This window comes from Zhenhengia sp., assembly GCF_046966505.1.
GTDB lineage: Bacteria > Bacillota > Clostridia > Lachnospirales > Cellulosilyticaceae > Zhenhengia > Zhenhengia yiwuensis.
In genome coordinates this window covers 142,526-155,184 of record NZ_JBKVCH010000009.1, presented here as the reverse complement: position 1 = coordinate 155,184, position 12,659 = coordinate 142,526, and the positions used below count along the sequence as shown (strand labels likewise).

15 protein-coding genes and 1 riboswitch are annotated in these 12,659 nt (G+C 34.0%); of the genes, 4 read left to right on the top strand and 11 right to left on the bottom strand.

Features of this window, described 5'->3' with window-relative positions:
* Positions 1–195: 195 nt before the first annotated feature.
* Entirely contained in the window at positions 196–396 is a 201-nt protein-coding gene (locus tag ACLTBU_RS11435) for a small, acid-soluble spore protein, alpha/beta type (protein WP_408646565.1), read from the bottom strand.
* A 236-nt stretch (positions 397–632) separates the two neighbouring features.
* Positions 633–815: riboswitch (Lysine riboswitch) on the top strand.
* Positions 816–919: 104 nt separating this feature from the next.
* On the opposite strand from ACLTBU_RS11435, the gene ACLTBU_RS11430 reads away from it, so the two are divergent.
* Genes ACLTBU_RS11430 through dapB form a run of 3 tightly spaced genes read left to right on the top strand, consistent with a single transcriptional unit; the run spans position 920 to position 3,603 of the window.
* On the top strand, positions 920–1,918 hold the full coding sequence (locus tag ACLTBU_RS11430; RefSeq protein WP_177670129.1) for an aspartate-semialdehyde dehydrogenase: 999 nt from the start codon (positions 920–922) through the stop codon (positions 1,916–1,918).
* Between the two features lie 21 nt (positions 1,919–1,939).
* Positions 1,940–2,818: a 4-hydroxy-tetrahydrodipicolinate synthase gene (gene dapA / locus ACLTBU_RS11425; RefSeq protein WP_249331651.1), complete on the top strand. Its 879-nt coding sequence runs from the start codon at positions 1,940–1,942 to the stop codon at positions 2,816–2,818.
* A gap of 26 nt (positions 2,819–2,844) precedes the next feature.
* Positions 2,845–3,603, top strand: coding sequence for a 4-hydroxy-tetrahydrodipicolinate reductase (dapB, locus tag ACLTBU_RS11420; RefSeq protein WP_177670133.1), 759 nt, complete (start codon positions 2,845–2,847; stop codon positions 3,601–3,603).
* Between the two features lie 49 nt (positions 3,604–3,652).
* On the opposite strand, the gene ACLTBU_RS11415 is transcribed toward dapB, so the two are convergent.
* From ACLTBU_RS11415 to ACLTBU_RS11395, 5 genes are all read right to left on the bottom strand, one after another.
* Positions 3,653–4,618, bottom strand: coding sequence for a hypothetical protein (locus ACLTBU_RS11415; protein WP_177670135.1), 966 nt, complete (start codon positions 4,616–4,618; stop codon positions 3,653–3,655).
* A gap of 37 nt (positions 4,619–4,655) precedes the next feature.
* Positions 4,656–5,189 (bottom strand): cob(I)yrinic acid a,c-diamide adenosyltransferase, encoded by a 534-nt coding sequence (locus ACLTBU_RS11410; RefSeq protein ID WP_283246144.1) that lies wholly within the window; start codon positions 5,187–5,189, stop codon positions 4,656–4,658.
* 14 nt (positions 5,190–5,203) lie between these two features.
* On the bottom strand, positions 5,204–5,872 hold the full coding sequence (locus ACLTBU_RS11405; protein WP_177670137.1) for a M48 family metallopeptidase: 669 nt from the start codon (positions 5,870–5,872) through the stop codon (positions 5,204–5,206).
* 102 nt (positions 5,873–5,974) lie between these two features.
* A complete protein-coding gene (locus ACLTBU_RS11400; protein WP_177670139.1) occupies positions 5,975–6,637 on the bottom strand; it encodes a single-stranded DNA-binding protein in 663 nt (220 codons plus the stop codon).
* A 94-nt stretch (positions 6,638–6,731) separates the two neighbouring features.
* Positions 6,732–7,361 carry a hypothetical protein gene (locus ACLTBU_RS11395; protein WP_412218974.1) on the bottom strand — a complete coding sequence of 210 codons (630 nt, stop codon included), beginning with the start codon at positions 7,359–7,361 and terminating at the stop codon, positions 6,732–6,734.
* 186 nt (positions 7,362–7,547) lie between these two features.
* Here ACLTBU_RS11395 and ACLTBU_RS11390 point away from each other — a divergent pair, with 186 nt between their 5' ends.
* Positions 7,548–7,769 carry a Spo0E family sporulation regulatory protein-aspartic acid phosphatase gene (locus ACLTBU_RS11390; RefSeq protein WP_412218973.1) on the top strand — a complete coding sequence of 74 codons (222 nt, stop codon included), beginning with the start codon at positions 7,548–7,550 and terminating at the stop codon, positions 7,767–7,769.
* Positions 7,770–7,827: 58 nt separating this feature from the next.
* Here the strand turns inward: ACLTBU_RS11390 and ACLTBU_RS11385 are convergent, their stop codons facing one another.
* The 5 genes from ACLTBU_RS11385 to ACLTBU_RS11365 form a co-directional block, all read right to left on the bottom strand.
* Positions 7,828–8,550: a polysaccharide deacetylase family protein gene (locus tag ACLTBU_RS11385; RefSeq protein WP_412218971.1), complete on the bottom strand. Its 723-nt coding sequence runs from the start codon at positions 8,548–8,550 to the stop codon at positions 7,828–7,830.
* Between the two features lie 122 nt (positions 8,551–8,672).
* Positions 8,673–9,470, bottom strand: a complete 798-nt coding sequence (locus ACLTBU_RS11380; RefSeq protein WP_412218970.1) for an NlpC/P60 family protein — start codon at positions 9,468–9,470, stop codon at positions 8,673–8,675.
* A 298-nt stretch (positions 9,471–9,768) separates the two neighbouring features.
* Positions 9,769–10,254, bottom strand: a complete 486-nt coding sequence (locus ACLTBU_RS11375) for a PTS glucose transporter subunit IIA (protein ID WP_412218969.1) — start codon at positions 10,252–10,254, stop codon at positions 9,769–9,771.
* A gap of 66 nt (positions 10,255–10,320) precedes the next feature.
* Complete coding sequence (gene nagE, locus ACLTBU_RS11370) at positions 10,321–11,775, bottom strand: N-acetylglucosamine-specific PTS transporter subunit IIBC (protein WP_249331645.1); 1,455 nt, start codon at positions 11,773–11,775, stop codon at positions 10,321–10,323.
* Positions 11,776–11,825: 50 nt separating this feature from the next.
* Positions 11,826–12,647, bottom strand: coding sequence for a PRD domain-containing protein (locus tag ACLTBU_RS11365; protein ID WP_337530883.1), 822 nt, complete (start codon positions 12,645–12,647; stop codon positions 11,826–11,828).
* Positions 12,648–12,659 lie beyond the last annotated feature (12 nt).

Below are 12,659 nucleotides of genomic sequence, written 5' to 3'. Positions count from 1 at the left end.
GTTTAGTTTTTTTTTAAATTTTTAGATGCATACTGATAAAAAGGGGTTATTTTATTATTTTATTGTGTTTTTTTATTTTCTCTTGTATATCTTAATAATTATTATGCTATACATAATAAAATAAGCTTCTTGTACGTTATGTTTTAGCATGATAACTTACAAGAAGCTTTACTTACAGAGCCCTTTCTTTAAATCCTATGCATTATTTTCTTTATTTTTTAATTCTCTTTTCTTTTTAGTCATAAGACCACCAATACGCCCTGTTTCTTTAGGTGTAAGGCTCTTCCATCCACCTTCTTGCACTTTATCTAAAAGACCTAATTCCTCTGCAATTTCAAGCTTCATCTTTTGGTCTGGTGATAAAGCATCAAATAATTTCTCTTTAGTGCTATCCATGTTTTTCATAGAATTACCTTCCTTTTTTTGTATTCATGTTCTACAGTATGGATAATTTATCTTAAAAATATACACCCTCACCCTACTTTTTCAGCTTTTATGCATTTTTTTAGTTTTCTAGCATATAATATGTGCATCATCAATCTTTTCATAATTTAAAATAGTATTTAATTGTTTGTAATATTGACACCCGTTATGCGTCATGTTATGATTAGACACAATTGAATAACATTAATCATTCATGTAGAGGCGCGATACTTATGAGTAGAATTTAGGATTCTTACAAGAGAAGTTGACTACTTTCAAAAGGAAGCATCGCCGAAGGGTAATGTGCTTGTACACTTTATTCCTGGGTGTATAGTGAATAGCTATACAACTGTCACCTTTTGCTATACAATAGGTGGTGTGCTACTGTGTTTAAGTGATTCTTGTAAATGAAGTTTACATCATCGTATTCACAGCCAGCTACCTATTAGCTGGCTTTTGTTATTTATTTTAAAATGTTAGGGAGGATCTCATCATTATGAAAAAAATTAATTTAGCGGTTGTAGGCGCAACTGGCATGGTAGGACGTACATTTTTAAAGGTTTTAGAAGAAAAGAATTTACCTATTGAGAATTTTTATGTTTTTGCTTCAGCTCGTTCAGCAGGCTCTACTCTTACTTTTAATGGTAAAGAATACACTGTTCTTGAACTTAATGAAAACAGCTTTAAAGATTATCAAATCGATATTGCTCTTTTCTCAGCAGGTGGTGGCACAAGCTTAAAATACGCTCCTATTGCAGCAGAAAGCGGATGTATTGTTATTGACAATAGTTCTGCATGGCGTATGGATCCTAATGTTCCTCTTGTTGTGCCTGAAGTAAATCCTGAAGATATTAGAAATCATCAAGGTATTATTGCAAATCCGAACTGCTCTACCATACAAGCTGTTGTTGCACTTAAACCTCTCCATGAATACTATGGTATTAAGAGAATAGTTTATACTACATTCCAAGCTGTATCAGGCGCTGGTATGGGTGGATGGAGTGATCTTGAAGAAGGACTTAAAGGCCAGGCCCCTAAAAAATTCCCTCATCCTATTGCAAACAACTGCTTACCTCATATTGATGTTTTCTTAGAAAACGGTTATACAAAAGAAGAAATGAAAATGGTTGAAGAAACTCGTAAAATCCTTCATGATGATACACTTCGTATTACAGCAACAACTGTTCGTGTTCCTGTATTTAACAGCCATAGTGAAAGTATTAACGTAGAACTTAATAAACCATTTGAAATAGATGAACTTATAAACAGACTATCTGCATCAGAAGGCATTATTGTTCAAGATGATTTAGCTAACAATATTTATCCTTTAGCTATTAATGCAACAGGTCATGATGAAGTCTTTGTTGGACGTATTCGTCGTGATGAAAGCCTTGAACATGGTATTAATCTCTGGGTTGTAGCTGATAATATTCGTAAAGGTGCTGCAAGTAATGCCGTACAAATCGCTGAATGGATTATTGCAAACATGATGTAAAAGTGAAAGGACTGATGATAAATGATTTTTAAAGGTGCAGGTGTAGCAATCGTTACACCATTTAATGAAAACGGAAGTATTAACTTTAATAAACTTAGAGAAATAATTGATTTTCAAATAGAAAATGGTACAGATTCTATCATTATCTGTGGTACAACTGGCGAAGCTTCTACTATGACAGATGAAGAACACCTTGAATGTATTAGAGTAGCTGTAGAACAAACTGCTGGTCGCGTACCTGTTATTGCTGGTACTGGTAGCAACGATACACATCATGGTATCACCCTTACAAAACGCGCTAAGGAACTTGGTGTGGATGCTACACTTCAAGTTACACCATACTACAACAAAACAACTCAAAGAGGACTTATCGAACACTTTAAAGCAATTGGTGAGGCTACTGACCTTCCTATGATTCTTTATAATGTACCATCTCGTACAGGTCTTAATATAACTCCTCAAACAGTATATGAGCTTTCAAAACTACCTTATGTTGTAGGGATTAAAGAGGCAAGTGGTAACCTTTCACAAGTAGCTCAAATTGCACGTCTATGTGGTCCTGACTTTGCTATTTACTCAGGTAACGATGACCAAATCATTCCTACACTTTCTCTTGGTGGTGTAGGCGTTATCTCTGTACTTTCAAACGTAGCACCAAAACAAACACATGATATGGTAGACCTTTACCTTAAAGGTGATACAAAAGAAGCACTTAAACTGCAATTAGACTATTTACCAGTAATTGATGCACTATTCTGTGAAGTAAATCCTATTCCAGTTAAAGCTGCTATGAATATGATGGGCTTTGAAGTAGGCCCTTGTAGATTACCACTTACAAATCTTGAATCAGCAAATGAAGAAAAAGTTACAGCTGTTCTTAAAGCAGCTGAACTTATTTAATATTTCTTACAGAAAGGGTGATGCACATGACCAATATCTTAATGCATGGCTGTAATGGTCGAATCGGTCAAGCAATCGTTCGTATCATTAAAGACCATCCAAACTTAAATCTAGTAGCCGGTGTAGACCCTAACCTTTCTATACCGAATACATTCCCTGTATTTGATCATATTAGTGCTTGTAATGTGCCTGTTGATGTAATCGTAGACTTCTCTACTGCTTCAGCGGTTAGACCACTTCTTGAACATGCTATAACTAAGAAAATCCCTGTCGTTGTATGTACAACAGGACTTTCTGATGAAGATATCGAATTTGTTCACGAAGCAAGTAAGCATATTCCTGTATTCTTCTCAGCTAATATGTCACTTGGTGTAAATTTACTCATTACACTTGCTAAACGTGCTACTGAAGTACTAGCTGATAGTGGTTTTGATATTGAAATTATTGAAAAACATCACAATCAGAAAGTAGATGCACCAAGCGGTACAGCTCTTGCTATTGCAGATGCTATTACAGGTACACTAGATGAAAAATACGCACTTCGTTACGACCGTTCAGGCGTACGTGAAAAACGTCCTAAAAATGAGATTGGTATACACGCTATACGTGGTGGTACAATCGTAGGAGAGCATGATATCCTCTTCGCTGGAAACGATGAAGTCATCACCTTATCTCACTCTGCAGCTTCAAAAGAAGTTTTTGCTGTAGGTGCTCTTAAAGCAGCTGCCTTCCTTCACGGCAAAGCAGCAGGACTTTATAATATGGAACATCTTTTAGACAGTTAATAAAAGTGGCTATTGCTTGGTGCAATAGCCACTTTTATTATACTTCATATTATTTATTTTCTACTTTTATTTCATTCTTTACTTCTTCATTAGCTTGAATATCTTCTTCTAGCATAGAAGCAAGTTTACCAACAAAAATGAGCACTGAAGGTACAATACTCATAATTAAACTTGCTGTTATGCCATATTGACTAATCACTTTAGCTGTTTCTCCTGTTGCCTGTCCTATCTCCTTACACATGACACCAATAAAGGAAGTAGCCACTGGTAAGATATACCTTTCATAAATACCAATATCCCATATAAATAGCATCCCTAAAACATACATAATCATGGCACTTACTGATATAGATATGCAAGATAAGAACTGTACAATCTGTAAACTTATATTACGGCAAGCTCTTCCTACTAAGAAATATACAAGGAAGATGGCAAGTGTCATACCTACTGCAAATAAGTTTTTCATCTTTATATCGCTCATAAAAGCTGGATTCATAGCTGCAAATGCATAGGCTCCCATAAACAAGTAAAAATGTACGCCCCATACAAGCACAATATTATAGCAAAACTTCATAACACTACTTTCACTAGATGCCATACTACGCCCTATTTCTAATGCTAGCATACTTACTACTACAAATCCCATCATTAAAACTGCCACTATAATATCTCTAGATATTTCTTGATCCATAAGGATTGAAATTTTATTTAAAGGTTGGTAAATCTGTGGTACTATCTTTTTAAAAAGTGCCATAAGATCTGCACTCTTTAGTATCCGGGCTACTGCATATACGGTGACACCTACCCCATAGGGAAGTATAACAGCTATACGCCCTGCCCGTTTATCTCCATGCCTTTGCATAAACCCTATTATCATATACATAGCCAAAGTTCCTAAAACAAGTAGCTCTGGTGTATAACTAAACAACTCTACATTTTGTCTTACAAGTAAAATTAGTAATAAATAAGCCCCTACACCGATGCCAAAATTAACCCACGTGTTTTTATTTCGCATACGTATCCCCTCTTACTTTTATCATCAAGTGTACTTCTTAATACTCTATTCCCTCTCTTGCCATTACACCTTTTTCCATAGGATGTTTAACAGCTTCAATATAGCTTATATAATCTACTTTATCTTTTAATACATCTGGCAATACTCTTCCTGTAACAACAAGTTCCATAAATTCTGGTTTTTCTTCAACCAAGCTTTGAAGATCTTTAACATCCGCAAATCCCTTTTCAATTACGCCAAGCACTTCATCAAGAATAAGAATATCACATTCCCCTGTATCCATAACTTTCTTTGCAAATTTAAGTGCCATATGAATTTCTTGTGCAAGTTCACTCTTTTCTTCATCTGTAAGCGTCCAAGTAAAACCACGTTCTTTTTCAAAGTGGAACACTTTAAACCCTGGTTCTAGTGTTTTTAAAAGTCTACATTCGCCTGTATTATCATTTTTTAAGAACTGGATCATGATTACCTTTAAATTACTACCTAATGCACGTATACCTAATCCTATAGCTGCTGTGGTTTTTCCTTTTCCCGGTCCACAGTATACCTGTATAAGCCCTTGTTCCATCATAGTCACCTCTTCATTTATATATCTAAAATATTTCCTTGCTCTTTTAAATAACTCTGTCTTGTTTTATAGTCTGGCATTACCTTAGCAATTGCATTCCAAAAAGCTTTGCTATGGTCAAAATATATTAAATGCATGACCTCGTGTAATACCACATATTCAATCACTTCTATTGGTGCACTCATTAATCTTATATTATAAGAAAGTCCACCTTTACTTGAACAACTTCCCCATCTCGTCTTTTGCTTTCTTAACGTCAATGAGCTATACTTACACCCTAATAAATTACAATATTTATCTGTTAGTGTCGTAAATAATTTTAAAGCTTGTTCTTTAGTATACATCTCTAATTGAGTTTTTATAAGAAAGTGGTCTTTTTTATTAGGTGTTACAATTGTAAGTACGCCATCTGCTACACTTACTGCAACTTTCCCAGTCGGTTCTTCATCAATGCATACCTGAAGCTTTTTGCCTAAGTATAAGATTTCTCCATTATGAAGCCAATCTTTTCGCCTAGCTAAATTCTCTTTATCTCTAATAGTCTTATTAATCCAGACCTCATGTTTTGTAACGATTTTATCAATCTCTTCATGAGAAATATCATAAGGAGCCTTTACAACAATACTTAAGTCATCTTCAATATGAATTGTAACAGATTTTCTTCTTTGCCTAATAATCTTATACATACTTTCTCCTTTCTATGTAAAAGATTATACTCTAAAATTCAAACATTTTCTATATATATCATACAAAAAGCAAGGCATATCCTATGCCTTGCTTTTTGCGTTTTATTCTACTTTATGAAGTTCTTCAACTCGCGTGGTCTCATCTAAAATTTCCATTTTAGAAATAGATACTTCATAAGCTACCTTGCTAATAGCCTCTCCTGTCTCTAGCTTCTTCTGATAAGATCTACTTTGTATTCTGCCCCATATCTCAATATGTGCACCTGTTTTTAAGTTTTGGGCATACCTTGCATTTCTTCCCCAAGTAATACATGGTATGTAGTCTGACTTGTGATAAGAACGATTTACTGCTAAAAGCAAGTCTGTAATTTCTCTACCAAATGGGGTTGTGCGATAAATAGGGTCTTTGCATACAAATCCACTTAAATAAATAGTATTTTTATTCTTCTTCATTTCTTCTTCTGGTACTTCTTTAATCTCTAAGGCAAATATGGTAAGAATAAGGCGGTTCTTGCCTTCTTCATATTGATTATAGGATCTAAATTGACCTGTAATATCTAATACTTTACCTTCTATATTACCTAGTGTAGGTAATAGTCTCTCAGAAACAGTTACTGGTAAAACATCAGAAGAATCACTCAGCCTTGGTACTTCAAGGTTAAAACTATAGAATCCCTCTCCATATACTTTATGACTATAAGTCAGCTCGCTTATAGCTTTTCCAACTATGAGTACTTCATTATTTTCTAGTATGTGCTCGATCATCCTTACACCTCTCCCTTATCCTCTTTTTGTTATTTAAAAAACTTCATCTGTCACTATCATTTATATGAATACTTGTACAAATTTATTACTATATTTAATTTTCATTCAATCTAATACCATAAATAATAAGTGTAGCAACTGCTGCAAGAGTAGCCTCTACATCATTAAAAGGAACTTCTATGCCGAACTCTCTTAGAGTGGTTGCCTGTCCTTCTAATGTAGGCATACAAGATTTAATACAACATTGTACATTTAGGCTACCGTCTACCTGCATCTCAGCACTAGTAGCCGATACACTGGCATCATCACTCCACCCATAGGTAATATATTTTTTACTTTTTTTATGATAGCTTTCTGGAATTATATAGTAATTAGCCTTAATCATGTTTAAAAGCTTGCTCGGCAGGACACCTCTATTAAAGAGATATTTTCTATCATATGATGTGTCTTCAAACAATAGGGCAATATTGAACTTAATATTTTCATAAATAGCTTTTTCCATAGCTTCCTTGGATAGCTCGACAATAAGCAAATCTGGATGTTTATGAAGCTTAATTTGTTCAATATAATCACGGAGAGGAATTTTTTTATTATTATAATACACAACTGTTTCATTAGGGGTAATGTGTGCAAGCTTAAGCCCATTATAAATACTTGTATTCTGGATTAATTGCAAAGCATACTTACTACTTGATAGGTTATTGTTAACCGCTACAGTTATCATGTGCACCCTCCTTATGTAAGCCTTTTATCTTAATGCAAAAAATTATTTTGTGCTATTAGTGTTTGCTTGTTATATCTTTTTATGTGTTATAAACATTGGTAATCGTAAATAGTCACATTCTTTAATTTTCTGCATATTTTATAGTGTAGGCAGCTTTAGTACACATCATGTCACTCCATATGAGAAATGAGGCGAAGTGTCATGCATAATAAGATGCTAGACCAACAGACAATTCTTAATACAAAAAAACAACTCGCTATAGCTATTGAAAAACACAACTATAATTTACAAGCACCTGAAGTTTTAGAACTTAGTGAACGCCTCGACAAATTAATGCTTCCAGCATTTAAATCCCAATTAGATTTTTACAATTATTATTTAAATCATTCTCATCCTTTTATGACATAAGCTATGCATTAATGCATAAAAATAAGACCTGCTAGTTGCTTCCACTAGCAGGTCCCTTTTAATTGCTATACTGTCTTCCTGTATGATCAATCGTATAATTTTCTTTTATAATAAGCTGTGATACAGGAACGAGTTCATACCCCTTTCCTTTTAGCCCTTCTATAATAGTAGGTAACGCATCTTTAGTATACTTCGTTGCATTATGAAGGAGGATAATAGAACCTGGAGACAAGCTTTTATGTTTTAAAACACGATCTATCATTTCTTGCTTACCGTAGTTCTTCCAATCTAGTGAATCTACATCCCATTGAATGATATAGTATCCACTTTCCTTAGCTGCTTCTACTACAGTATCATTGTATTCGCCATAAGGTGCACGATAAAGATTAGCATCTATACCTGTAATTTCTTTAATGGTATTATGGGCAAAACGAATGTCTTTCTTAATTTCTTCTTTACCCATCTCTGTTACATGAGGATGTTTGTCAGAGTGACTTGCTACATCATGCCCTTTTTCAGCAATTTTCTTTGTAGCTTCTGGATACTTTCTCATCCAATCTCCAACCATAAAGAAGGTAGCCTTTACACCATGCTGATCTAGTGTCTCTAATATCTCATCTATATCATCAGCCCCCCATGCACAGTCAAAAGTAAGAGCCACCTGTTTTTTATCTGTAAATACGGAATAGATAGGTAATAGTTTTGCACTTACTGTTATGGTACTTAATAAAACAACACATATAATAACGAATAGCTTCTTATATCTATTTAATTTATGCACGTCATAGCCTCCCATTTACATATTTTCACTTTTATTAGTTTTTTGCTAATCCCTAAATTTTATTCAGTAAATGAGATAAATAAAAAAACTTAGTATGGTTTATACCATACTAAGTCCTATTCTTAATCAATAACACGTTTTGTACCAATAATTGGTTTTCCATAATATAGATCACCCATCGTAATGCCTGTCTTAGGTGTACTTGCATGAATGATTTTCCCTTCACCTGCATAAATAGCTACATGATCAATATACCCATTATAGCCATAAAATACAAGGTCTCCTGGTAATAAATCATTTTTGCTTACTTTATACCCATCACTTGCATACTGTGAACGTGAACTACGTGTAAGCTGAATATCAAAGTTTTTAAATACTTGTTGTACAAATCCTGAGCAGTCTACTCCCTTTGTCAGGCTATTTCCTCCATATACATATGGATTGCCTAAAAACTGCTTTGCATAGCCAATAACTTCTTCACCAAGATATGTTTCTTCTTCTATTTCTACTTCTTCTACCATTGTTTTGGTATAAGGAATAAGACTTAAAGAAGACTCGTCAATTTGTTCCTTATATATGTATCCATCAATACCTTCAATTTCTATATGGTACCAGTTATCAATTCTTTCAATTACAAATACTGGTATACCTTCTTTTATATAATTAATAATATCCGAATCTGGACTAGGTTCTCTACGTACTTTTGCTTCTTCTACAATAACCTTTGAAACAGCACCTTCATCTGTTGCAAAGGTATCTAATAATTCATTTTCTACTGTAATCGGTGCTCCTGCAAATACAGTATCGGCATTTATAATAAGTTGTTGAGGTGTCACATTTTCTATCGTCTGTGCGTTTGTAGTTGCTACCATAGCCATTGCTATTAGTAAAGTTGAACTTATCAACTTTGTGATAGTCATTGTATTGCCTCCTTCAAAGATAATTTATTAAGTAATTGTTACACACTTATTATATCCATTGTCATACATATTGTCAATCAATTTACATCATTTTCTCTATCAGTTTTTTTATTTCACCTCAAATAATAGGTTATTTTCTACTACTTTTAAATTTTCACCCAACCTTTTTTAGTAATTTTCAACACATTTCATCTATATTATTTAATCAACTCTTCTTTTTATATGTAATAATTTATTAATTGTTTAGGATTTCACATAAAAAACAGGTAATAGATTTTTCTATTACCTGCTTTTTAATTTATTTCTTCTTTTTTAATACAAGTACAACAGTCTCTCCTGCCTGTACTCCACCTGTTTTATACTCTTTAAACTCTACTTCATCTGCATTTGTAATAATAAATGGAGATACAATAGATTTTCCTAACTCTTCAATGCGTTTTAAGTCGACTTCTAAGATAGGTTGCCCTTTCTTAACTGACATTCCTTCTTCTACAAGGCGTTTAAAACCATCTCCTTTTAATTCTACTGTATCAATCCCAATATGAATTAAAAGGTCTAATCCTGTAGATGTTTCTATACCTACTGCATGATTAGTTGGGAAGATCTGAACTACTTTACCATCACAAGGTGCTACTACAGTTCCACTTGTAGGTTTAATAGCTATACCATCTCCTACCATTTTCTCTGCAAATACTGGATCAGGTACTCCTGATAATTCTACTGCCTCTCCTGTTAAAGGTGAGCATAATTCAATCCCTTTTAGTTTATTTAAAAATCCAAACATTTTCTGCCTCCTTTTAAAATAGTAAAGCCGATACAGACTCCTGCATCAGCTTTACTGCTTTAGATGTTATAATAACTTTTTCATTTCTTCTGCGATAAGCTCTGCTTTTGTTCCTACAATAACTTGTAAGTTTTTACTATTAGGCCTCATAATGCCAGCCGCACCAAGAGCCTTCATATCTTTTTCTTCTACTATTTTTGAATCTTTCAGTGTAAGACGAAGACGTGTAATACATGAGTCTACCTCTTGAATATTATTCTTGCCACCTAATTTTTCAATATACATAGCAGCCAATTCACTTAATCCTTTATCTTCTACAAGATGTGCCATTTCATCTGTTTCTGCATCATTTTCACGCCCTGGTGTAGGAATATTAAACTTTTTAATAGCAAATACAAAAATAAAGAAATAAATAACTGCAAAAATTAAACCAATTAAAATAAGCATAAATGGTTTTTCTGAAATACCCCAGTTAATAGCTAAGTCAATGGCACCTGCTGAGAAAGAAAATCCACTTCGAATACCTAGTAAGTTAACAACTGCCATAGAAATACCTGTAAGTACTGCATGGATACCATAAAGAACGGGCGCAAGGAACATAAACATAAATTCAAGTGGCTCTGTAATACCTGTTAAAAATGCTGTGAAAGCTACTGATGCTAACGCACCACCAACTACTGCTTTATTTTCTTTTCTAGCACATACATACATAGCAAGTGCTGCTGCTGGAAGAGCAAACATCATAATAGGGAAAAATCCTGTCATAAATTTACCTGCTGTAGGATCTAATGCAAAGAAACGGTTTAAATCTCCTGTAGTTCCATTGTAGTCGCCGTATAACTGCCATACATAGTTATTGAGTACATGGTGAAGACCTGTAGGAATTAATAGACGGTTGAAGAATCCAAAACAAAAGTCTCCCACTGCACCTGCTGCTGCAATAAAACTATTAAGCGCAGCAAATACTCTTTCCACATATGGCCATATATAGCCTAATACAACACCGAGTAAAGTTGCTGAAAACCCTGTTACAATGGGTACAAATCGTTTACCTCCAAAGAATCCCAAGAAATCTGGTAGTTTAATATCATAGAACTTATTATATAAGCATCCCGCTACAATACCAATAATAATACCACCAAATACACCTAAACTATGTGTTTCTCCTGCAAACTGTGGAAGTTGCCAAATAACTTTTGTAACATTTTCAAGCATTAAGAAACCAACTGCACCAGCAAGACCTGCTGCACCATGATTAGCTTTTGCAAGGCCAACTGCAATACCAATAGCAAAGATAAAGGCCATGTTAGTACCAAATACAGCATTTCCTGCTTCACCACATACTTGTAATAGCGTATGAAGGAATTGGTTACCTATCTCTCCATCTACAGTTAGTGCACCTAGCTTGGTCATAACATCCGCTTGACCTAATCTGAGCAAGATACCTGCCACTGGTAGTACAGCAATTGGAAGCATTAAAGCTTTCCCTAACTTTTGAAGCTTGCTAAAAAAACCACTCATTCTTATTCCCCCTTAGAATAATTTTATATAAAGAGTATGTACTCTTTATTTTATTTCATTTGCATAAGCTTATGCATATCTACCGTCATATAAGCGATAATATCTGGCGTAAAACTTATATGCATCTCCTCTTCAATATGCTGAGCTATTTTAGTAGCTATTTTAAAACTCGTACCTAGACGCTTTCTTACATCTTCTTTCATTTCAAACTCAAGACTAGTATAATTATGCATCGTATCTACGTAAAATTTTAGTAATCTAAAAAATTCTTTATTAAAACTACTATCTAACCTAATAGGGGTTTTTAATTCCTGTTCAATGATCTCTAAGCATTCCTTATAGATCCTTGTGATTTTCATAATCTCTGTTAGGGGTTTGTTTTTTCTAGCTGAACATAGGTGCAAGGTAATAAACCCCTGTTCTTCTTCTCCAATATCTATCCCTATCTCATTTAGAATATGTTCTCTAGCAATACCCGCTATTTCATACTCTTTTCTGTATAGGGTTATGATCTCTTCAATAAAGGGATTTTCTATAGTAAGTCCCATCCTTAATCTTTCAATAGCAAACTCAATATGCTCTTCTAACATCTTTTCGCTATTTTCATTAAGCACACCTAAATTCTCCTGTGCGATCTCAATAATCTGATGGGTCAATTTTTTAATCTTAAGACTCATTTCATTTATTTCTTTTAGCTTTTTATCATTAGGACCGTGCTCGTGGAATACCTTTTCGATATTGGCGTTTGCTTTAATAAAATCACCAATTTTCTTTCCAAATCCAATCCCCTTGCTTACTAAAATAACTTCGTCTTTTTTTTCTTTTGCTAATACGACATTATTATTAAACACTTTGATGATTTTGTATTCCACAACTGTCACCTC